9 protein-coding genes are annotated in these 24,073 nt (G+C 61.9%); 4 read left to right on the forward strand and 5 right to left on the reverse strand.

The annotated features are described in order from the left end of the window. The first annotated feature begins 1 nt into the window (after position 1). On the forward strand, positions 2–1,402 hold the full coding sequence (locus tag CX511_RS18035; protein WP_101293152.1) for an efflux transporter outer membrane subunit: 1,401 nt from the start codon (positions 2–4) through the stop codon (positions 1,400–1,402). Positions 1,403–1,410: 8 nt separating this feature from the next. On the opposite strand, the gene pvdP is transcribed toward CX511_RS18035, so the two are convergent. From pvdP to CX511_RS18055, 4 genes are all read right to left on the reverse strand, one after another. Continuing rightward, a complete protein-coding gene (gene pvdP / locus CX511_RS18040) occupies positions 1,411–3,033 on the reverse strand; it encodes a pyoverdine maturation tyrosinase PvdP (RefSeq protein ID WP_101293153.1) in 1,623 nt (540 codons plus the stop codon). 158 nt (positions 3,034–3,191) lie between these two features. Then, a complete protein-coding gene (locus CX511_RS18045; RefSeq protein ID WP_045188819.1) occupies positions 3,192–4,610 on the reverse strand; it encodes an aspartate aminotransferase family protein in 1,419 nt (472 codons plus the stop codon). 141 nt (positions 4,611–4,751) lie between these two features. Next, positions 4,752–6,089 (reverse strand): ATP-binding protein, encoded by a 1,338-nt coding sequence (locus CX511_RS18050; protein ID WP_045188822.1) that lies wholly within the window; start codon positions 6,087–6,089, stop codon positions 4,752–4,754. Continuing rightward, positions 6,086–6,769, reverse strand: a complete 684-nt coding sequence (locus CX511_RS18055; protein ID WP_045188824.1) for a response regulator — start codon at positions 6,767–6,769, stop codon at positions 6,086–6,088. Before CX511_RS18055 ends, CX511_RS18050 begins: the two co-directional genes overlap by 4 nt. 172 nt (positions 6,770–6,941) lie before the next feature. Here CX511_RS18055 and dsbD point away from each other — a divergent pair, with 172 nt between their 5' ends. Genes dsbD through dsbG form a run of 3 tightly spaced genes read left to right on the forward strand, consistent with a single transcriptional unit; the run spans position 6,942 to position 10,263 of the window. Then, entirely contained in the window at positions 6,942–8,657 is a 1,716-nt protein-coding gene (dsbD, locus tag CX511_RS18060; RefSeq protein WP_101293154.1) for a protein-disulfide reductase DsbD, read from the forward strand. Then, a complete protein-coding gene (locus CX511_RS18065) occupies positions 8,657–9,514 on the forward strand; it encodes a TlpA disulfide reductase family protein (RefSeq protein WP_045188829.1) in 858 nt (285 codons plus the stop codon). The genes dsbD and CX511_RS18065 overlap by 1 nt, the downstream gene beginning before the upstream one ends. Further along, on the forward strand, positions 9,499–10,263 hold the full coding sequence (gene dsbG / locus CX511_RS18070) for a thiol:disulfide interchange protein DsbG (RefSeq protein ID WP_045188831.1): 765 nt from the start codon (positions 9,499–9,501) through the stop codon (positions 10,261–10,263). The genes CX511_RS18065 and dsbG overlap by 16 nt, the downstream gene beginning before the upstream one ends. 51 nt (positions 10,264–10,314) lie before the next feature. Here dsbG and CX511_RS18075 read toward each other — a convergent pair whose 3' ends face one another. Then, the gene (locus CX511_RS18075; RefSeq protein ID WP_101293155.1) at positions 10,315–23,277 is read right to left on the reverse strand and encodes a non-ribosomal peptide synthetase; all 12,963 of its coding nucleotides are present in this window, start codon (positions 23,275–23,277) and stop codon (positions 10,315–10,317) included. Positions 23,278–24,073 lie beyond the last annotated feature (796 nt).

A 24,073-nucleotide genomic window follows, 5' to 3' on the forward strand; every position in this document is an offset into this window, starting at 1 on the left:
AATGAACCTGCCCAGCCGTTTCAGTGTGTTGCCCATCTGCCTGTTCATCGCGGCCTGCAGCAATAGCCCCACGCCCCCGCAAAGTGGCCTGCAAGCACCTGCAGCATGGCAAGGCCAAACCGCCAGGCCTGATCAGCCCCTGCTGCAACAGGACTGGTGGCAGCAATTTTCCAGCGCCCCGCTCAACCAGCTGATCGAGCAAGCGCGACGCAACAACTTCGACCTCGCCGCAGCCGCCGCCCGGATCCGCCAGGCCCAGGCCTCGGCGGTGATCGCTGGTGCGCCGTTGCTGCCGGAAGTCAAATTTGACCTGGATGGCAGTCGCCAGCACCTGCTGCACGGCAAGGGATTCGACCAACTCGACACCAGCAACAGCGAGCGTACCAGCACCTCATTCAACACTCGCCTGAGCGCCAGCTACGAGATCGACTTCTGGGGCGGCAAGGCCGCTGCCCATGACAGCGCCCTATTTGCCCTGGACGCCAGCCGTTACGACCGTCAGACGGTCGAGCTGACCCTGCTCAGCGGCGTCGCCAACAGTTACCTGCAAAGCCTGGCGCTGGCTGAACAGGTGCGCATTGCCGAGCTCAACCTGGCCAATGCCCATGACGTCCTGCGGCTAGTGCAAACCCGCTACGATTCAGGCTCCGCCACCGCACTGGAGCTGGCCCAGCAACGCAGCCTGGTCGCCGGTCAAGCGCGCCAGGTGCCATTGTTCCAACAACAACTGCAGGAAGCCCGCATCACCCTGGCGACCTTGCTCGGTGAGCCGGTGCAGGAACTAACACCGATCCAGGAAAGCATCGACACTGTGCGTTGGCCGGAAATCGGCAGTGGCGTACCGAGCGAACTGCTTAGCCGCCGTCCAGACATCGCAGCGGCCGAGGCGCGCCTGGCCGCCGCCCAGGCCAACGTCCAGGTGGCGCGCGCGGCGATGCTGCCGAGCCTGACCTTGGGTGCTAACCTCGGCTCTGGGGATGACACCTTCGCCGACATCCTGCGTAGCCCCTTCTATACCCTGACGGCGGGCCTGGCTGCACCGATCTTCAACAACGGACGCTTGCGTGCCGAACGGGACAAAGCCCGCGCTCAGCAGGAAGAATTGCTGGAGAGCTATCGCGCCAGCATCATCGCTGGCTTTGCCGACGTCGAGAAAGCCCTCAACGGCATCAGCGGCGTGGACCAGCAGCGGCAATGGCAAGACCAGGAAGTGGAACAGGCGCAAATTGCCTTTACCTTATCGGAGAATCGCTACCGGGCTGGCGCCGAAACCTTGCTGACGGTGCTAGAGACGCAGCGCACGCTGTACCAGGCACAGGATCAACAGGCTCAACTGCGCCTGGCGCGCCTGCAAGGCAGTGTGGCGTTGTACAAGGCGCTGGGGGGTGGTTGGCGCCTGTAGCGCAGCGGCTACAGGGTAATCCCCCGCAATGACAGGTGCCGTGCATACCAGGGCCGTTGCGGCACCCGACGCACCAGGTCGCCGATCTTATCGTCTTCACCGAAAGTAATGCGCAGCGCCAGTTTCATGGTTTCCACGTCCATCTCCACCGACTTGCCAGGGAAGGTCCCGGGCACGCTGCTGCAACCATGGGTCACCGGGCCCAGCCACGGGTCCTCGACTTCAACCCAACGCCCTGGGGCAAACCAGTTCACCCCATTGACTTCAAGCCTGCGTACCTGACCGGGGTTGTGCCGTTCATGGGCGCGGTACCAATCTTCGACACGGTCGTCGATCCAGCCATGAAAGCCCCAGAAAACTGGGTTCACATGGGAGGAAAACGGGTCGCCAAGAAAGTCGTTTTCGGCACTGAACCAACGCGCGGCGAAATCGGCCGGATCGCGGGCAAAGGGTACCGGTGCACCATTGACAGGATCCCGGGGTACCGAGGCCCAGCACATGTGCAACCAGTCGTGCAGGTTCATCTCCAGCTCAGAGCCGAACGCACCCAAGGTCAGTTTCGACAGGTACAACGGATCCTGATACTGCGACTCCCAAACCTGAAAATTACTGCAGAACGTTTCGCCCGCCTTGATCGCCGACACCCACACACCATAGGCGTCGTCGCCAGGGGCTTGCCAGGTCGGTGGCACGCAGTAGCCATCGTGGTTGTCGAAGTAGCGGGCAAAGCCTTGGCGGTCCTGCTCGACGTTTGGCTTGGGCAATGGGAAGTGGGTCCAGGACGGCAGGTCCTGCAGGGTGCGCACCGTCTCAAGCATATGCCGGTGCATGAACAGAAAGTCGATGCCCGAGCCATTGCGATGCTTGCGGGGTCCCCGGGCGTCGCGCTCGTGATCGCGAGGTCCAGGCTGCCAGCCCAAGCCACGCAAGGCCCCTTTCTTTTCCTCAGGTAAGCGATCCCACTTGTCCCGGGTGGCATGCCAGAGCTGGTGAAACAAACGGTGTTCAGGGCTGGTCAGCCAGGCCTCCAGCTCCGGGGTATAGGGCAAACGCTCGCGGGCTTCAGGAAACAGGCGCTTGACTGCGACAAAGTGACTGTCGAGCAGTGGCAAGGCCATTGACCGATCCAGCGGCTGCAGGCGACCGCTCAAGGTCCCGCTGCCGGCATTGGCAAAATTGCCCCAGACTTCATCCAGGCTGGCGATGCACTCGTAATCCACGTCCCCCTGATTACTCAACAAACGCCAACGCACTTGGGCGCTGGATGCCCCCACCAAGTCTCCCACGACCCGGTAAGCCACGGAGCCTGGGCCTTCGAGACGGCTTTGTTGGTCGACGAATCCACGCAATCCACGCCCTTTGGTCGCGACATCCAGATAGAGCTGTACACCGTGTAAGGGTAATCCGGTAATTCCAGCCTGACTGCCCTCAAAGCGCAGATCCCAGACGCCACGTAGTTGATCCGCCAGTTGCTGGCCGGCGACGTCGGCCAGTTCGACACTGGCTTCCCCGGGGGTGACGATATCGTCCTCGGGGTCATGGGTCAGCTCTTTGTGCGCGTAATAGACTGCTGGCACCGTGGCACCGGCTACTGCCAGACCTGCTATGAATCCTCGCCGCGATATCGTCATTGTCCTACCCGTGTCCGCCATAAAGCAGGCTTTATCCCAGCTAGGACGTATGCTGGAGGGGGAAATTTAAGGCTGAAAATGCGTTGACTATCCATGTGAACGCAACGCTTTTACCTAGACGGTTGTAGCGGCTGCCAGCAGACTGCGATTGGCAGCGGCTACATACCGAGGCTGGTCACCGCCGCCGTCAGCGCCCGGCCAAAGCGTGCAGCGACCTCATCCACCTGTTCGGCCGTGATCACCAACGGAGGCAGAAAGCGCACGACCGCCCCCTGACGACCACCCAGCTCCAGAATAAGCCCACGCTTGAGGCACTCGCGCTGAACCAACGGTGCCAGCTGTGGACAGGCAGCCGGATGACCCTGGATGTCTTTGGCACTGACCGGATCAACCAACTCAACGCCAAGCATCAGACCACGGCCACGAATATCACCCAACTGTGGAAAATCCTGCTGCAGACGGCGCAGGTGCCCGCTCAGGCGCTCGCCCATGGCCTGGGCATGAGCGCACAGGTCGTGGTCTTTGATGTACTTCATCACCGCAGAACCTGCAGCCATGGCCATCTGGTTGCCGCGGAACGTCCCGGCATGGGCGCCCGGCTGCCAGGTATCGAGCCACTGACGATAGACCACCACCGCCAGCGGCAGACTGCCACCGATGGCTTTGGACATCACCACCACGTCAGGGACGATACCGGCATGCTCAAACGCAAACATTTTGCCCGTACGGGCAAAGCCACTCTGGATTTCATCGACGATCAAGGCCACACCGGCCTTTTCGGTAATACGCCGCACACCACGCAGCCATTCCAGATCAGCTGGAATCACCCCACCCTCTCCTTGCACCGCCTCGACGATCACCGCCGCCGGTAATTGCACACCGCCTTCCGGGTCGTTGAGCAGGTTCTCCAGGTAGTGCAGGTTAACCTTGACGCCCGCCTCCCCCCCCAGACCAAACGGGCAACGGTAGTCATAGGGATACGGCAGAAACTGCACGCCATTGCTCAACAGGCCCGCCAACGGCTTTTTCGGCCCCAGACTACCCATCAGGCTCAGCGCACCTTGGGACATCCCGTGATAAGCGCCCTGAAACGACAGTACCGTGGTGCGTCCGGTGGCGGTGCGTACCAATTTCAGTGCCGCCTCCACGGCATCGGTGCCGGTCGGTCCGCAGAACTGAATCTTCGCCTCATCGCGCAAGGCTTGTGGCAACAGGCCGAACAGGTCCTGAACGAACTGGTCCTTGACCGGGGTGGTCAGGTCGAGGGTGTGCAGCGGCAGCTCATCGGCCAGGACCTGCTGAATCGCCGCGATCACCACCGGATGGTTGTGCCCCAGCGCCAGGGTGCCGGCGCCGGCCAGGCAATCGATGAACTGACGCCCTTCGACATCTTCAACATACAGACCACGGGCTTTTTTCAATGCCAACGGAATACGTCGTGGGTAACTGCGGGCGTTGGACTCCTGCTGCTTTTGACGGGCCAGCAAGGGCGACTCGTCGAAGTGATAAAGCACTTCGCCAGTGTCCACGTCTGCGGACACCGGCAACGGTTGGGCAAGGCTGATAGCGACTGACATCGGAGAAAACCCTCGCAAGCAAGCGGATTTGCCCGGCACGCGCCTGTAAGCAGATGTGTGTCGGGTTGTTATCGCTTGAAAAACGCTTCAGCGTCTCGTGGATTTAGCCGAATCCGATGCCAAACAAGATTTTTCCCATATTTAACCAGGCTGGGGCGACGCTGCGCGCAGAGGAATCTGCAACTGCACCCGCAAGCCGTCACTACGGCTGTCAAAGCGCAGCGAGCCTGCACAGCGCTGGACGATGGCTTGGACAATGGCCAGGCCCAACCCACATCCCCCGCTCTGGTCATTGCGCCAGAATCGTTCGGTGAGGCGTTCAAGGTCTTGATCGGCAATACCCGGACCGTGATCACGCACCAAAAAGGCCACCTGCCCCTTCTCCATCTGCACCGCCAGCTCCACCGGCGCCGTGCCACGGGTATGACGCAAAGCGTTGTCGAGCAGGTTGCGCAAGGCGGTGACCGCCAATGGCGAAGGCATGCCCAGATAGGCCTGCGCGGCGTCCGGCGCCAGATGCAGATCGATACGTTGCGAATCACCCAGACCAGTGTCCTGAATTGCCTGGCGCGCGACCTGCTCGGCGCTGCACTGCACACCGTCCTCAAACGACAGACTGCCCTCGACCCGTGCCAACAGCAGCAGTTGCTCAAGCGTTCGGTGCAAGCGGTCGGCACCCTGCTCAGCGTGTTCCAGGGCTTGCTCACGGACCTCGCCCTCGGTCATACGGGCCACCTGTAGGTGGGTCTTGATCGCCGTCAGCGGCGTACGCAGCTCATGGGCAGCATCGTCGGTCAGGCGTCGCTCACGCTCGATGGTCTGGGCAATACGCAAGAACAGCTGGTTCTGGGTATCGAGCAGCGGCTGCAATTCGCTGGGCAAAGCACGCACCTGCAATGGCTCAAGGGCATCCGGGCTACGTCGACGCAAGGCATCGCGCATACGATTGAGTGGGGCCAGACCTTTGCCAATGCCGATCCACAGCAACCCTAAACTGCCGAGCAAGGCCATCAACACGGGTGCCGAGGCCGCCAGTAGAATCGAACGGTTCAGCGCCTCGCGCTCCTGGTGACGGTCTGCCGTAGTAATGCGCACATCACCGCGGTAATAGGTAAAAGTTCGCCAACGCGCGCCCTCAATGGTCTGGTCACGAAAGCCGCTGCGGTCGTCGTCGATCTTGTGTTCCTGATTATGGTTGCGGGCAATGATCTCGCCGCGTAACGAACTGACCTGACAGGCCATGCCATCCGGTACGCTGAGCTGGTCGGCACTGAGCTTTGTGCCTTCGCCCTTGGCCACCAGCGGTTGTGGCAACTGATCAATCAACCCGGCCACCATGCGCGCCGAAGCCACCAACCGCTGATCCAGGGAAAACATCATCTGATAACGCAGGTCCCGCAGCATCCAGGCCGCTGCAAGCATCCAGATCAGCACAAAGACAGTACCCAGGATCAGGGTCAGGCGCAGGCGCAGGCTCATGGCGGCGAGACCTCAGGCAACTCTGCAGGCCCCAGGCGATAACCCAGGCCGCGCACGGTTTCGACAATGCCATTACCCAGTTTGCGACGCAGGTGATGGATGTGCACGTTCAAAGCATTGCTCTCTACTTCATCACCAAAACCGTAAACACTGTCTTTGAGTTGCTCACTGGACAACACCCGGCCACGGTTTTGCAGCAGAGCCTGCAGCAGTGCCTGCTCGCGCCGTGACAGGTCGACCGGAACTCCGCCTAGGCAAGTTTCGCGGCTACTAGGGTCATAGCTGAGTGGGCCGTGCTCAATGATATTGACGGCCCGACCCGCTGCGCGGCGCAACAGGGTGTGCAAACGCGCGGCCAACTCGCGCAGGTCGAAAGGCTTGAGCAGGTAATCGTCAGCACCGGCCTGCAGGCCGTCGACCCGATCCGTGACAGCATCACGAGCTGTGAGTACCAGTACTGGGAGGTTCTGGCCTTGCTGGCGCAAGCGCTGCAGCAACTTGAGCCCGTCTTCATCAGGCAAGCCCAGGTCCAGCACCATGACATCGAAGGTGGCGGCCTGGAGCATGGCTTGGGCCGACGCTGCCGTGGCCACTCGGTCCACGGTCATGCCCTGGGCGGTCAGCCCGGCGGCGATGCCGCTGGCAATCAGGTCGTCATCCTCGCAGAGCAATACGTGCATGGTCGTTCTCAATGCTGAAAGTGGCAGTGAAGCGCAGGCGGATTAAGTCAGGATTATGCCGGGTCAAGGCCGCATCGTCGCGCTTGGGGCGACAATCGACTGCTTGGGGTTAACACTCGGTTAATCGCACTCGGCCAGGATCAGTCACTTATCGCACTGCCAAGGTTTGAAGATGCGCACTTTATTCATTGCCCTGATGCTGCTGTTCAGCAGCCTGGTCCAGGCCAACCCCTTTGCCCAAAGTGATTTTCTACCGGTGGACAAGGCCTTCGTGTTCAGCAGTGAGCGGCTGGATTCCGGACAGATGCGCCTGCACTGGAAAATTACCGATGGCTACTACCTGTATCAGAAGCGTCTGAAGTTCGACGGCCTGCCCGTTGAACTGCAGCCAGTCCTGCCTGAGGCACTACCCCATGAGGATGAGTACTACGGCCAAACCCTGGTGTATCGCGGCGAGCTTGAACTGCTCCTCCCCGCCAGCGCCACAGGCCAATTACGTATGGGCTGGCAAGGTTGTGCCGATGCCGGCCTGTGCTATCCGCCGCAGACCAATTTGGTCAGCTTGAGCACCACCAGCGTCGACGTGCAAGGCAGCGATCAGGCTAGCGACCAGGCCCTGGCCGGCGGCCTACAGCAGTCGAGCCTGGCCTGGAGCCTGCTGGCGTTCCTGGGTCTGGGCCTGCTGCTGGCCTTCACCCCGTGTTCTTTGCCAATGCTGCCGATTCTTGCCGGGCTAGTCCTTGGTAACGGCGTCAGTGCCCGCCGCGGCTGGGCATTGGCCAGTGTTTACGTGCTGAGCATGGCCCTGGTCTATGCCGCCCTCGGGGTAATCGCCGCACTGTTGGGCGCCAGTCTGCAGGCCTGGTTGCAACAACCGTGGATACTGGGCTCCTTGGCTGCATTGTTTGTGGTGCTGGCCCTGCCAATGTTTGGTGCCTTCGAGCTGCAACTGCCAGCCTTTGTACGCGATCGACTGGAGCGCGCGGGGCATGACACCCGTGGCGGCAACTTGTATGGCGCGGCGTTGCTCGGCGCCCTCTCCGGCCTGTTGATGGGGCCGTGCATGACCGCACCGCTGGCTGGCGCCCTGCTGTATATCGCCCAGAGTGGCAATGCCGTGCACGGCGCCCTGGTGCTGTTTACCCTAGGCATCGGCATGGGCTTGCCGTTGCTGCTGCTGGTTACCCTCGGCAACCGCTACCTGCCGCGCCCCGGCGCCTGGATGAATATGGTCAAGGGCCTGTTCGGCTTCGTGTTCCTGGCCATGGCCCTGTATACCCTGCGTACTGTGCTGGAACAGTCACTGTGGCTGGGTCTTGCCGGCGCCTGGCTGATTGCCCTGGCCTGGGCTGCCTGGCCAGCACTGCACGGGCTGCGGGCGATCCGCGCGGTCCCGCTGCTACTGGGGTTCTGGGGTAGCCTGCTGGTCATCGGCGCTGCCGCCGGTGGCGATGACCCTTGGCAGCCGCTGCAGCCCTTTCGTGCAGGCAGCGGCGCAGTCGCCAGCACGGTTCACAGCGATGCCTTCATCACCGTCAGCCAGCCAGCCGAACTGCAACGCGAGCTGGATACCGCCAAGGCCCAGGGCCAGTGGGTGATGCTCGACTACTATGCCGACTGGTGTGTGTCGTGCAAAGTCATGGAGAAGCAGGTATTTGCTCGGTCTGATGTGTTAGCAGCACTCGACGGCGTACGCTTGCTGCGCCTGGATGTCACCGCCGATGCGCCTTCGAGCCGCGAGCTGCTACAACGCTACCAGGTGCCCGGCCCACCCAGCGTGATCTGGATCGGACCAGAGGGTAGCGAGCGCCGCAGTCGACGTATCACCGGTGAAATCGATGCGAAGAACTTCCTCGAACAATGGGCCCAGACCCGGAGTCAAGGCTGATGATGACCGTTAACCTCGGGCCGTTGACCATGGCCGTTGATCATCTGTTGCTGCTTTGCGCCCTGACCCTGGCCACCCTGGTGGGCTGGCGGGTGGCCAAGCGTGGCGGCGACAACCCTGAATCAGTGCTCTTCAGCCTGTTCCTGCTTGGCCTGCTCGGTGCACGGTTGGGGTTTGTCCTGAGCTACTGGCCGATGTACCGCGATGATCCCGTACAGATCATCGACCTGCGCGATGGCGGCTTCCTGCTCTGGCCGGGGCTGCTGGTGGTTGCTGTCGGTGGGTTGTGGCGTGGCTGGCGCCGACCGACACTGCGCCGACCACTTGGCTGGGGCCTGTTTAGCGGCGCCCTGTTCTGGCTGCTCGGCAGCCTGGCCAGTCACCTGTACGAACAAGGTACACAGTTGCCTGAGATGAGTCTGAACAACGCCAAAGGCCAAGCCGTGCAACTGAGCACCTACCGCGGCCGACCACTGGTAATCAACCTCTGGGCCACCTGGTGCCCGCCGTGCCGCCGGGAAATGCCGGTGCTGCAACAAGCACAGCACGACCACCCAGACATCACTTTCCTGTTCGTCAACCAGGGGGAAACCCCGCAGACAGTCAGTACCTTTCTCGCCACCACCGGACTAAATCTGTCCCACGTGCTGTTTGACGGCGGTGGCCAACTGGCACAGCGCGTCGGCTCCATGGCCCTGCCCACCACCCTGTTCTACAACGCCGACGGCCGCCTGATCGGCAGTCATTTGGGTGAACTGTCGCGGGCAAGCCTGAGCCACGCCCTGGAATCCTTCGAACGCACACCTGCGCCTGCCGTCACCAACACTTCAAGGAACGACACATGCACGCTTTGCTGAAACTGCCCCTGACCCTCACCATCGGCCTGCTGGCCAGCCAGGCCGCCATGGCCGAAACGCTGCCCAAAGCAGTGCAGCAAATGGAAGCCAAGGGCGTGAAGGTCAAAGGCAGCTTTGATGCCCCCAACGGCCTGCGTGGTTACGCAGCCGAATACCAGAACCGGGGGATGGCGTTGTACCTGACGCCTGATGGTAAACATGTACTGGTTGGCAGCCTGTTCGACGAACAAGGCAAGGACCTGAGCGAAGCGCCACTGGAAAAACTGGTCTATGCGCCGATGGCCAAAGAAGTCTGGGCGAAGATGGAGAAAACCGCCTGGATCGCCGACGGCAAGGCCGATGCGCCGCGTATTGTCTACCTGTTCAGTGACCCCAACTGCCCGTACTGCAACATGTTCTGGCAACAGGCACGGCCCTGGGTTGAGTCGGGCAAGGTGCAGTTGCGTCACATCATGGTGGGTATCATTCGTGAAGACAGCCCGGGCAAATCGGCAGCGCTGCTGGCCAGCAATGACCCGGTCCAGGCCCTGCAAAAACACGAGAAGGCCGGCAAGGCCAGCAGCCTCAAGGCACTGGAGAAGATCCCCGCAGCCGTTCAAGCCAAGCTCGATAGCAACCTGGCGATGATGGAGGAGTTGGGTTTGTCAGCGACCCCGGCCATCTTCTACCTGGATGAAAACCAGCAACTGCAAACCCAACAAGGCGCGCCTCGACCAGACACGCTGGGCAAGATTCTGGGCAAGCGTTAAAGGCATCTGCAGCGTCCCCTCTACCGCAGGGGATCGCTGCTGCCCCGCACCTTACAACGCTTCCAGCTCGGCCATCAGGTCACTGAGACGATCGACCTTATCGTCACTCAACTCACTGGCCTTAAGGCCTTCCACATAGGTTGCGAGTGCTTCGACGGTGCTGCACTCGAACATCGCCCGCAATGGCACGTTCAACTGCAGCGCCTTCTGCACCCGTGAAGCGATCTGGGTGGCCAGCAGGGAATGCCCGCCCAACTCAAAGAAGTTGTCACGCACCCCGACCTGCTCGACCTTGAGCACCTCGGCCCAGATGGCTGCCAGGGTCTGTTCCAGTTCGCCACGCGGGGCCAGGTAGTCCTGGCTGTGCTGAGCGCCAAAGTCAACGGCCGGCAGCACCTTGCGGTCAAGCTTGCCGTTGGCATTGAGTGGCAGTTGCGTGAGCCAGGCCCAATGCAGCGGGACCATGTACTCAGGCAGCTCCGCGCGCAAGCGAAGCTTGATCTGCTCGAGGAGTAAGGTCGTATCCGCTGCAACGTCTCGGGCTACCAGATAGCCAACCAGATGCTTGCCGTTGGCGCCTTCCTGGACCCCGACTGCCGCGTCGCGAACTTCGGTCTGTTCATGCAAGCGCGCCTCGATTTCACCCAACTCGATGCGATAACCACGGATCTTCACCTGGTGGTCAATGCGTCCGACATATTCGAGCACGCCATCAAGGCGTCGCCGCGCCAGGTCACCGGTACGGTACAGCCGCTCTCCCGGCGCCCCAAACGGATGCGGGATAAATGCCTGAGCGGTGCGCACTGGATCGCTGACATAACCGCGACCGACACCGATACCGGCAACGCAGAGTTCACCGACAGCGCCCAGTGGCACCAGCGCTTGATCATCGTCCAACAGGTACAGCCGGTTGTTGTCAGTCGGCGTACCAATCGGCAAGTAGCTACCACCGGTGGAAGCTGCATCGACGCGGAAGAAGGCCACGTCATCAGAACATTCCGCCGGTCCGTAGGCATTGATCAGGCCGATCTGCGGATAGCGCTGCAGCCACTGCGAGGCCAGCTCAGGCGGCATCGCCTCACCGGTCGGCAGCATCCAGCGCAGGCCGTCCAACGGCTGATGGTCGTTGGCAAGCATGCCCTGGATCAGCGATGGTACGCTCTCCAGCACGGTGATGCCGCTGGCCTGGACGTGTTCGAGCAGCCCCTGCGGATCATGGGCAATGGCATTGGGCACGATCGCCACCTGGGCACCGAACAAAGGCGCGGCGAGGAATTGCCAAACCGAGATATCGAAGCTTTGCGAGGCGGTTTGGGCAATCACATCCTGATCGCTCAATTGCAGGTACGGCACTTTACTCAACTGGTTATTGAGCATGCCGCGCTGCTCGACCATCACCCCCTTGGGCAAGCCGGTCGAGCCGGAGGTGTAGATCACATAGGCGAGGTTGTCCGGGGCACTGTAGAGGCCCGGATTGGCCTCTGGCAGTTCGGCGCCCTGTAGCTGCTCCCAGATCAGCAGTTTCGGCCGCCCTGCGCAGGACAGCTCATCCAGCAGTGCACGCCCCTGCTCGGCGCAAGCCTGGCTGCAGACCAGCACTGGCGTATGACTGAGCTCGACGATGCGTTGCAGACGCGCTGTCGGCAGGCCTGGATCGAGAGGCAAGTAACCCGCACCCGCTTTGAAGCTGCCAACAATCATGCCCAGCAAGGGCAGATCCCGCTCGGCCAGCAGCGCCACTGGCTGATCCACCGTCACTCCGGCGGCGACCAACGCATGACCGAGGCGGTTAGCCTGGCGGTTGAGTTCGGCGTAGCTGATCGACTGTTCGAGGCAGCGTGCAACCGTGCGCTGCGGATGGGCTGCAACGCGTGCTTCAAACTGGGCGATATAACTCTGGTCCAGGCTGTACGCTCGTTCACTGCGATTGCAGTCTTCAAGCAGGAAGCGACGCTCCGTTTCACCCAGCAGTGGCAGCGCGCTCATGTCGCCCAGGAAGCCATCGGCCAAAGCCAGCAGCAGGCGCTTGAATTCGGCCAACAGGCGCTCGACCGTCGAGGTGTCGAAATAGCGTTGGTCGAACGACAGGTGCAGCCCAAGGTCATCGCCCGGATAGCAAACCGCAGTCAGGGGGAAGTTGGTGTGGGTACGGCCGGAGTCGGAGCTGGCATTCAGGCTTTGCGCCCGATCCAGTACCGCGACCTCCACCGGTGCGTTCTCGAACACGAACAGGCTGTCGAACAATGGCTGGCCCTTGGGCAGCTCACTGCACTCTTGAATGCTCACCAATGGCAGGTACTCGTACTCACGCAGCTCCATGTTGCGTTCGAACAAGCCTTTTAGCCATTGCTGGACGCTACAACGCTCACCGGCAGCCGGCAGTTTCACTCGCAGGGCAATACTGTTGATGAACAGCCCGACCGTACGCTGCATCTGTGGCAAGCTCACCGGCCGGCCGGCCACTGTCACCCCGAACAGCACATCACGTTCGCCGCTGTAGCGGCTCAACACCAGGGCCCAGGCTGCCTGGGCGAATGTATTGAGGGTCAACTGATGAGCCTGGGCCAATTCACGCAGGCGAGCACTATCGGCAACGTCCAGGCGGGTGTAACAGTCGCCGACAACCATTCCGGCGTTCTCGGCACCATGGTCACGCAGCAACGGCCGGTCGCTCGGCACCGCAGTGCTGCGTTCAAAGCCTTGCAGGTTGTCGCGCCACCACTGACGCGCCTCGTCCAGGTCCTGGTGCTGCAGCCAGCTGATGTAGTCGCGGTAGCGCGGCGGTACCGGCAACTGCGCCTCGCGACCTTCGCCCAGGGCCAGGTACAACTCGAAGAAATCGTTCATCAGCAACGAGCGGCACCAGGCATCGATCAGGATGTGATGGTTGCTCATCATGAACCAGTAGCGTTCGGCACCGACTTGGATCAGGCGCAAATGGAACGGCGCCTGCTGCAGCAGATCGAAGCCAGCTTCGCGCTCCTGCTTGTGCAGCGCCTGCAAGCGCGATTCTTGCTCGTCCTCGGCAAGATCGCTCCAGTCCAGATAGTCGAGCGTGGTGTTGCCCGGTTTATGGATGATCTGCAGCATGGCTTCGCCAGCGTTCCAGCTGAATGATGCGCGCAGCGCCTCATGGCGTGCGACCACCGCCTGCCAAGCCTGGGCGAAGCGTTGCGGGTCGAGGGCACTGTTGATCCGATAGCGGTCCTGCATGTAGTAGATACCGGTACCGGGTTCGAGCAAGGTATGCAGCAACAGCCCTTCTTGCATCGGCGTCAGGGGATAGACGTCGTCGATCTGCGCGGCGGGTACCGGCAAGCTGTCGATCTGTTCCTGAGTCAGTTGCGCCAGAGGGAAGTCCGACGGCGTGAAGCTGCCGTTGCCTGGGCTCAGGCAGTGCTCAATCAGGCCCAGCAACTCTGTTTTGTAGGCCTGAGCCAGTCGCTCAATGGTGTGTTCATCGTACCGTTCACGGCTAAAGGTCCAGCGCAGTTGCAGCTCACCGGCATACACCTGGCCATCGACACTCAACCAGTTAGGCAGCGGCGCCTCCAGGTCATGGGCCATCCCAGCGGGCTCATCCACCGGCTGGAACAGCGCATCGGCCTGGAACTGCTGGTCGAACTGGCCAAGGTAGTTGAAGGTGATCCGCGCCTGCGGCAAGGCGGCCATGGCTTCGCGCACAGCGGTGTCCGCCAGGTAGCGCAAGACACCGTAACCCAAGCCTTTATGGGGCACCTGGCGCAGTTGCTCCTTGATCGCCTTGATCGACGCCGCCTGTCCTGGGGCACCGTCACCCAGTGCTGGGCTCAGGCTTAGCGGGTAGGCACTGGTGAACCAACCGACACTGCGGGTCAGGTCCATGTCGTCGAACAGGTTTTCCCGACCATGGCCTTCCAATTGCACCCGCACCGAACTGTCGCCACTCCAGCGGCACAAGACACGCGCCAGGGCGGTCAACAGCAGGTCATTGACCTGGGTGTGATAGGCCGCTGGCGCCTCCTTGAGCAATTGTCGGGTCTGGTTCGAGTCCAGGCGCACGCTGAGGGTCTGCGCCTGCTTGTGCAGGTTTGCCCCCTGTGGGTGATCGCACGGCAGCTCTCGGTGAGCGGCGCTCAACTGGGTCTGCCACCAGTGCTGTTCGTCACGCAGCGAATCACTGCTGGCATAGGTCAGCAGCCGTGCGGCCCAATCGCTCATGGCCCGGGTTTTCGCGCCCAGCGCCTGGCCACGGTAAAGCGCCTGCAGGTCTTCGAGCAGGACTCGCCACGACACACCGTCGACCACCAGGTGATGGATTGCCAACAGCAGGCGCTGCTGGCCATGGCTGTTCTCGACCAGCAGGGCGCGCAGCAGCGGCCCCTCGTGCAGGTCGAGACTGCGTTGCACGTCACTGTAAAGGGCCTGGCAATCGGCAAAGCTGCTGACCGATACCTGCCAGAGCAATTCACGGTTTTCAGCCTCGACATAATCACCCTGCCACTGGCCACCCTGGGCGCTAAAGCGCAGACGCAGCGCATCGTGCTGCACGACCAGTTGCTGCAGAGCCTGCTCCAGCGTCTTGGCCAGCAGGCGCTCGACTGGCGCCAACAACAGCGCCTGGTTCCAGTGCTGCGGTTGCGGCACATCGCTGTCGAAGAACCAGTGCTGTATCGGCGTCAATGCCGCGCGCCCGCTCAACGGGCCTTGGTCGATCTGACTGTCATCGCTGCGGCGCACCACCGTGGCCAAGGTCTGGATAGTCTGGTGCTGGAATAGGTCACGTGGGGTGAAATGCAGCCCCGCCTGCCGCCCCCGACTGACCACCTGGATTGACAGGATCGAATCACCGCCCAGTTCGAAGAAGTTATCCTGCAAGCCTACCCGTGGCACATTCAACACCTCGCACCAAAGGTTGGCGAGTTGCTGCTCGAGCGCGTTGCGTGGCGCTTCATAGTGCTCACGCCCTTGCTCCAGGTCCGGTGCTGGCAACGCGCGTCGGTCAAGCTTGCCGTTGCCCATCAGCGGCATTTGCGTCAGCAATACCAAGTGCGTCGGCACCATGTAATCGGGCAGATGCAGGCGAAGCTGGGCCTTGAGCGCGTCACGCAAGGCAAGCTGCTCTGCCGCCTCGGCTTGGGCCTGGTCGCAGGCCAGGTAGCCAACCAGTTGCGTGCCACCCGGCATGTCCAGGGCCAGCACCGCCGCCTCGTTCACCGCCGGATGCTCCAGCAGACGCGTTTCAATTTCGCCGAGCTCGATACGGAAGCCGCGAATTTTCACCTGATGATCGATACGCCCTACATACTCCACGAGCCCATCAGCACGCTGGCGTACCCGATCACCCGTGCGGTACAAGCGCCCGCCATCAGCGCTGAACGGGTCAGCGACAAAGCGTTCGGCACTGAGACCTGGCCGCGCATGGTAGCCCTGAGCCAGACCGGCGCCGCCAACATACAGCTCGCCGATACTGCCCAGGGGCAACAACGCCAGATCAGCGTCGAGAATGTAAGCCACTCGGGCACCCACCACACTCCCGATCGGCACGCTGCCGGCCCCGACTGGTAATTCCTCGGGTGCCAGGCACGCCAGCGGCATCACGACGGTTTCGGTCGGCCCGTAGGCGTTGAAGAACTGTTGGGGTGCGAACGCCTGGCGAATCCGCTGCAGGTGCTCAGCGGTCAAGGCCTCGCCACCGGTGATGCACAGGCGCACCGGCAGGGCCTCTTGGCGGCTGGCCAACCACTGTGCCAACTGACTGCCATAACTCGGTGTAAAGCCGAGAACCGAGACTTGCTGCTCGCGAATCAGCGTGCAAATTTCCTCGGCGTCCCACTGCCCCTGGGCGCGCAATACCACCCGCGCGCCACACAGCAGCGGCACTAGCAAACGCTCGGTAGCGGCGTCAAAGTTGATTGAATAAAAGTGCAGCTCGCAGTCATCGCTGCGCATGCCGAAACGTTCGATAACCGCCTGGCAGTGCATGGCGATCTCGCCACGGCTGACCACCACGCCCTTGGGCTTGCCGGTGGAGCCGGAGGTGTAGATCAGGTAGGCCTGGTGGCCCGGCAAACTTTGCGTGACCAGTGCTTCGCCGCTGACTGCAGCGACTGCCGGGCCGTCGTCTTCCAGACTCCAGCGGGCGACGTGATTCGGCAGTTCACCCAGCGCCTGGAACAGGCTGCGCTGACCGAGCAACAAGCGGATGCCGCTGTCCTCAATCATGTAGTGCAAGCGTTCCAGCGGGTACTCCGGGTCCAGTGGCACATAAGCGCCACCGGCCTTGAGAATCGCCAGCAAGCCCACGACCATCTCCAGCGAGCGTTCCAGCGCCAGACCGACCCGCACCTGCGGGCCAACGCCGCGTTCGCGCAACACCCGCGCCAATTGGTTGGCACGCGCATCCAGCTCGGCATAGCTCAGGTGCTCACCGGCAAAGGTCAAGGCCATGGCCTGTGGCTGGCGCGCTGCTTGAGCACTGAACAAGCCTTCAATGGTCTGGCCCAGGTCTGCATCAAGGTTGCCTTCAAGGCTGTCCCGCAATTGCTGTTGTTCGTCAGTGGCCAGCATCGGCAATTGGCACAGACGCTGCGCGGGATTGTCGAGCATCGCCGCCAGCAGGTTCTGCCAGTGTGCGGCCATTTGTGCGATGCGCGGCTCGTCGAACAGGTCGCAGCTGTAGGTCAGGCAGCAGCCCAGGCGATTGTCGAGGTCGGTGACTTCCAGGTTGAGGTCGAACTTGGTTGCGCGGGCGTCGTTGACCAGGTAGTCCACTTGCATGCCCGCCAATTGCCGGCTCTGCTGGAACGCCCAGCGCTGAACGTTGCACATCACCTGGAACAATGGGTTATAGGCAGTGCTGCGCGCTGGTTGCAGCGCTTCGACCAGTTGATCGAACGGCAGGTCCTGATGGGACTGGCCCTCGATCACGGTCTGGCGGACCTGATCGATCAGCTCGCCCACGCGCATCTGTCCGTCAAGCTGGCAGCGCAGCACCTGAGTGTTAAGGAAGGCCCCAATCAACCCTTCGCTTTCCGGTCGGATGCGGTTGGCCACCGGTGCGCCGACGCGCAGGTCTGATTGCCCACTGTAGCGATAGAGCAGCACCGCCAGGGTCGCGGTCATGGTCATGAACAGGGTCAGGCCACGCTCGGCATTAAAGGCACGCACCCGCGCCGCCAGCTGGGGGCAGAGGTCAAAGCGATAGAGTTCGCCTCGGTGACTCTGCAACGCTGGCCGTGGCCGGTCAGCGGGCAGTTCCAGCACCGGATGCTGGTCGCCGAGTTTGGCTTTCCAGTACGCCAGCTGGCGCTGGCCTTCGCCACCTTCCAGCCACTGGCGTTGCCAGACACTGTAATCCAGGTACTGCACCGGCAACGGCAGCAGCGGCGACTCACGTTCATCGACAAAGGCTTCATACAGCTCACCCAGCTCACGGGCAAAGATGTCCATGGCCCAGCCTTCAGTGACGATGTGGTGCAGGGTCAGGACAAAGTAGTGCTCTTGTTCGCCAGCCTTGACCAGGCAGGCTCGCAACAACGGGCCGCGCTCCAGGTCGAACGGTTGATGCGCCTGCTCATCGGCAAAGGCCTGCAGACGCTGCTCGCGCTGGGCCGGACTATCGGCAGAAAAGTCTTGCCAGTGCATGTGCAGGTTGCTGTCACTGTGCACACACTGGTACGGCACGCCGTCAATGCTCGGGAACGTTGTGCGCAGGGTCTCATGGCGCACAATCAACGCTTGCAGGGCTTGTTCGAAACGGCTGACATCCAGCACACCGCGCAGCCGCGCCATGCCGCCGACGTTGTAGGCCGGGCTGTCCGGCTCCATCTGCCAGAGGAACCACATGCGCTGCTGGGAGTAGGACAACGGCACGGCCTGACGACGATCGATGCGTGCAATCTCGCCCTGCAAATTGTGCGCGCCACTGTGTTGGATGCGCTCGACCGCCGAGGCAAAAGCGCCCAGCTCACTGGCATCAAACAACACGCGCAGCGGCAACTCGACATTGCAGGCCTGACGGGTGCGGGAAATGATCTGGGTCGCCAGCAACGAATGACCACCTAGGGTGAAGAAATCATCCTGCAGACCGACCTGTTGCAGCCCCAACACCTCGCGCCAGATAGCGGCGATCTGTTGTTGCAGCGTCGTACTCGGCTCGATGTGCTCACGGCTGGCCCATACCGGCTCCGGCAGCGCTTTACGCTCAACCTTGCCACTCGGGCCCAAGGGCATCTGCACCACGTGCATCAACAACGCCGGCACCATGTAGGCTGGCAGTTGCTCAGCCAATGCCTGCATCAGTGCCGCGGTGTTTTCCACACCGCTGTAATAGCCGACCAATTGCGCACCGGCGACGGTCTGGCGAATCAGCACCAGCGCCTGCGCCACGCCCGGCTGGTGTAATAGGCAAGCCTCGACTTCTTCTGGCTCGACCCGGAAGCCACGCAACTTCACTTGCTGGTCGAGACGCCCGAGGTATTCCAGCGCTTGCACGCAGGCCTGCCAACGGGCGCGGTCACCACTGCGGTACAGTCGCTGACCATCGCCATCTGGCTGCGGGACGAAACGTTCGGCGGTCAACCCTGGACGGCCAAGGTAACCGCGCGCCAATCCGGCACCGCCCAGATACAGCTCGCCGGGAACGCCCGCGGCACTGAGTTGCAGTTCCTCATCAAGGACGCGACACACGACGTTGGCCAAGGGGCGACCAATCGGTGAGCGCGCACCATCGGCTTCACTGCAGTGCCAGTGGGTGACGTTGATCGCCGCTTCGGTCGGGCCATAGCGGTTGTGCAGCGCGACCTGGGGCAACACGTGCAACACCCGGTCGCGCAGCGCGGCAGACAGCGCCTCACCGCCGGAGAACACGCGCCGCAGGCTGTTGCAGCTGGCCGCCTGTGGTTCCTGGATAAATACCTGCAACAGCGCCGGCACAAAGTGCAAGGTCGTCACGCCATGCTCGCGCACCAACGCAGCGATGCGTTGCGGATCACGGTGCTCACCGGCGCCTGCCAGCACCAATCGGCACCCTGTGATCAGTGGCCAGAAGCATTCCCAGACAGAAACGTCGAAACTGATCGGGGCCTTCTGCATCAGCACATCCTGCTCATCCAGCGCGTAATGTTCCTGCATCCACTGCAGGCGCTCGGCCAAGGCCGCGTGCGTATTGCCTACGCCCTTGGGCTGACCGGTGGAACCGGAGGTGTAGATCACATAGGCGAGGTTATCGCCGTGCAGGTGCAGGCCGGGTGGCTGGCTCGGCCAGCTGTCGAGCTTGAGCTGATCCATGGCGATGGCGCTGACACCGGGCACTTGTGGCAGCCGTTGCAACACATCGCTATGGCTGAGCAGCAAGCTCGCGCCGCAGTCACCGAGCATGTAGGCCAGGCGTTCAGCTGGATAGTCCACATCCAGCGGCACATAAGCACCACCGGCTTTGAGAATGGCCAGCACACCGATCAGCAACTGCGGCGAACGTTCAGCGGCGATGGCCACACACACATCCGGACCGACGCCCTTGTCACGCAGGTAATGGGCCAGGCGGTTGGCTTGTTGATGCAGGCTGGCATAGTCGAGGCTACCGCCCTCCCACACCAGCGCAGTACGCTGCGGGGTCAGCCGGGCCTGCTCATTCAGTTGCTCGACGATCCATTGCTGAGCCTGGGGCGCAGCTGCCTGCCCCCAATGCAGCAACTGCTCACGGCCTTGTGCATCGAGCAACTGCAGATCGCCAATGGTCAAGCTCGGCGTTGCACAGGCCTGCTCCAGCACACTCAGCAGCTGCGCCGCCAGACGCTGCACACTGCTGGCGTCGAATAATTCGCTGGCATAGTCGAATGACAGCAACAGGCGTCCCTGATGATCTTCCTCACTGTGCAATTGCAGATCGAACTTAGCTTCACGACTGTGCCAAGGCAGCTCATCGGCGAGCAGCCCGGGCAAGCGTCGTAACGCTCCCAGATCACGCTGCTGATGGTTGAACATCACCTGGAACAGGCCCTGCTCACGAGCCTCAGGGTAGGCAGCAAGCAATTGCTCGAAGGGCAAATCCTGATGAGCTTGAGCTTCCAGGGTTGTCTGGCGCACCTGGGCCAGCAGGTCGGCGAATGACAGACGCGAATCGAGCTGGGCGCGCAGGACTTGGGTATTGATGAAGAAACCCACCACGCCCTGGGTTTCCAGGCGTGGGCGGTTGGCATTCGGCACACCCACACGAATGTCGGACTGCCCGCTATAGCGATGCAGCAGGCTCTGAAAGCCGGCCAGCAAGATCATGAACAGTGTGCTGTGGTGCTCGCCGGCGGTGCTGCGCAGTGCCTCGGCCAGCGCCGTCGGCACCCGTACGCTCAGACGCTCAGCCGACTTGCGCTGCTGACTTGAACGCGGGTGATCGGTGGCCAGGTCGAGTACCGGCTGATCATCGCCCAGTTGCGCTTTCCAGTAGCTCAGTTGCCGCGCCGCTTCGCCCTCAGTCAACCATTGCCGCTGCCAGCTACCGTAGTCGGCATAGTTCAGAGCCAACGACGGCAGAGTAGCCTGCTGGTTTTGGCAATGGGCGGCGTATAGGCGCGAGAACTCGTCGATAAGGATGTTCATTGACCAGCCATCGGCGATGATGTGGTGCAGCGTGACCCACAGCTGATGCTCCTCACTGTCCAGGCGTACCAGCGTCACCCGCAGCAACGGACCGGCTTGCAGGTCGAAGGGTTGCTGCGCTTCCGCTTCTCGTCGGGCCAGCACCTGATTGCTGTCGAGCCCGCTCAGGTGCAGGTGCTGGATGGTCAGCGCCAGCGTGGGCAGAACCTGTTGCAGCGCCTGCCCCTCCACGTCGGTAAAAACCGTGCGCAACGATTCATGACGCTCAACCAGCGCCTGGAAGCTGGCCTGCAAAGCGTGCTCATCCAGTTCGCCACGCAAGCGCAACGCGCCGGGGATGTTGTAGGCGGCGCTGTGCGGCTCCAGTTGCCAAAGCAGCCACAGCCGGTTTTGCGCCGGCGACTGCGGCAACGCCTGGGCACGACTCAGGCACTTGATTGCGCCGTGGGCCGCCCCCCCTTGCTGTTGCACGGCGGCCACTGCGACGCAGAAATCGGTCAGAGATGGGGCTTCGAACAGAGTCCGTACGCTCAACTGCAGGCCCAGCTCATCGGCCAAGCGGGCAGTGAGCTGGGTGGCGGCAATGGAGTTGCCTCCAAGCAGGAAGAAGTGGTCGTCATCGGCCACCTGCTCCAGCGCCAATTGCTCACACCACAAACGGGCAATCAGGCTGTGCAACGGGTTGCCCTGAGCACCGGCGTCAACCAGTGAGTTCGGTTGTGCATCAGGGAAACGCGCATAGCAATCCAGGCTGCCATCGTGCAAGCGCAGCCGACAGGCCGAGCGCTGCAGCTTGCCACTGGAGGTTTTCGGCAGTGCGCCCGGGTTGAGCAACAAGACCACCGCTGGCGCTTGCTGGCAGGCATCGGCGATCACCTGACGCAAGGTCTTGATCAGGCTAGCCGGGGTAATGATCTTCTGCACGTTGCGGCTGATTTCGACGGCAATGCCGATGCCCTCTTCGCCCAGGTCATCGACCGCAAACACCGCCACCCTGCCTTTGCGCAACACCTCGACTTCTCGCTCCAGAGTCTTTTCCAGGTCCTGCGGGTAGAGGTTATGGCCGCGCACGATCAGCATGTCCTTGAGACGACCGGTGACAAACAGCTCCCCCTCACGCATGAAACCCAGGTCGCCGGTACGCAACCAGGTCTGCCCGCCCTGTTCGACAAACGTCTTCGCCGTCGCTTCAGGGTTGCGCCAGTAGCCTTTGGCGATGCTCGGGCCACAGGCCCAGATCTCGCCGACCTGATTGTCCGATAGGACGTTCAGCTGCTGCGGATCGACAATCTGCACAGCGTGCTCGGGCTGACTGCGCCCACAGCTCATCTGCACCGAGTCAACGCCTGGCTCGGCACTGTTGCGCGCCAGGGCTGCAGCATCGAGGGTCAAGGCTGCAATGCCCTGGCCGCGGTGACTGCCACTGACAAACAAGGTCGCTTCGGCCAGGCCATAGCTGGCGAAGAAACTCTGCGCGCTGAAACCGCAATCAACGAATTTCTCGGCAAAGGCCTGCAGGCTGTCCTGACGAATCGGCTCGGACCCGGAATAGGCCACACGCCAGCGGCTCAAGTCGAGGTTCGCCAAGGCGGCACTGCTGACCCGCTCGCTACACAGCCGATAGGCGAAGTCAGGGCCGCCACTGATGGTCCCGCCATGATCGCTGATCGCCTGCAACCAGCGCTGTGGCCGGGCCAGGAAATAGGCCGGGGCCATCAACACGCATGGCACGCCGCTGAAAATGGGTTGCAATAACCCACCGATCAGGCCCATGTCGTGGTACAGCGGCAACCAACTGACGATCACATCGTCGGGGTTGAGGTCGATACCGAAACCGTGGCGGATCAATACCTCGTTGGCCACCAGGTTGCCATGGCTGACCTGTACTCCCTTAGGCAACGCCGTGGATCCGGAGGTGTACTGCAAGAAGGCGATGTCATCAGCCTGCAATGCCGGTGCCTGCCAGGCATCCGCCAGTTCTGCGCCAAGCTGGTCAACCGCCAGCAACTGCGGTGCGGTGTCCTCGGCCAGCACGTCCAACGCCTGCAAGCTGTCGTGCAGGGCGCTGGTGGTCAGCAGCAGGCGCGGCTCGGCGTCGTCGATGATCGACAGCAGTCGCTCCTGATGATGACGGCGGGACGACTCAGGCGGATAGGCCGGCACGGCAATCACCCCGGCGTACAGGCAGCCAAAGAACGCCGCAACGTAATCCGGACCACTGGGGAAGAGCAAAACTGCCCGATCGGCAACATGTGTCCGCGCCTGCAGTGCTGCGGCAATGGCTCGTGCGCGCAAATCCAGGTCCTGGTAGGTCAGCACCGCCTCCTCTTGCGGATCGTCGGCCAAAAAGCGCAAGGCCACCCGCTGCGGGGTTTGCGCAGCGCGTTGTGCCAGTGCCTGGACCAGCGTAACCGGGAATTCGAAGGCGTCCGTCATGGGAGGTTCCTGCCAGAGTCTGTACGTGAAATCAGGGCTCGACAGTGGCACGTTGCGCGCTGTACGCGTGCACCTTGCGCCTGTCGAGCGCCGGGAGATGTACCCAGAGAAACGGACGGACAGGACAAATAATTAGGTGCTTCTCAGATTGCTGGGGCCGGTGCGCTTGCGATGGTATCGACTCGGTGTCAGTTGCTGCGCGGTGTCTGCATCGCTGGTAAGACCAGCTCCCACAAGAGCAGTGCAACTCCTCGCACTGCCCTGCTCTGCTCTTGATCTTCATACGCGCAAGTTCAGGCGCCGCGACTGCGACTTCAGAAGGCCGAGTGGAGGTACCTGTAGGGGCAGTGCGCAGCACCTTCGGCGTTAGCCGAAGACGCGAGACGTAGACTTGGCGAAGCAAGTCGTAGGCCGCGTGGCCCCGGAAGGTGCCGAAGCGAGGGGACCCGTAGCGCAGCGTAGGGCCGTATGCAGGAGCAAGCGGTTTTGCCTACTTTTTCCAAGAAAAAAGTAGGCCGCCGTAAAGGCGGAAGGGGCCGGCAGCGTCACCACATCAAACGGATAAGCCCTGCCCCCCCGCACACCACCCCCCAAAAAAACCTATTAACGCGCCATGTCCAGGACGATCAGGCCGAGCGTCAATTTGAAGCGGATCACACTTCATTGCTTATAGCGAAAAATTCAGAGATGGATTACTTTTCTCATTTGACAATAATTATCATTAAGAATAGTTTGTCGCACGTCGTAGGAAGCATCCCAAAACTCAGAAAGCTTCCCTTCCTCGTTAGAAACAAGG

Origin of the sequence: Pseudomonas sp. S06B 330 (genome assembly GCF_002845275.2) — a bacterium.
Taxonomy (GTDB): domain Bacteria; phylum Pseudomonadota; class Gammaproteobacteria; order Pseudomonadales; family Pseudomonadaceae; genus Aquipseudomonas.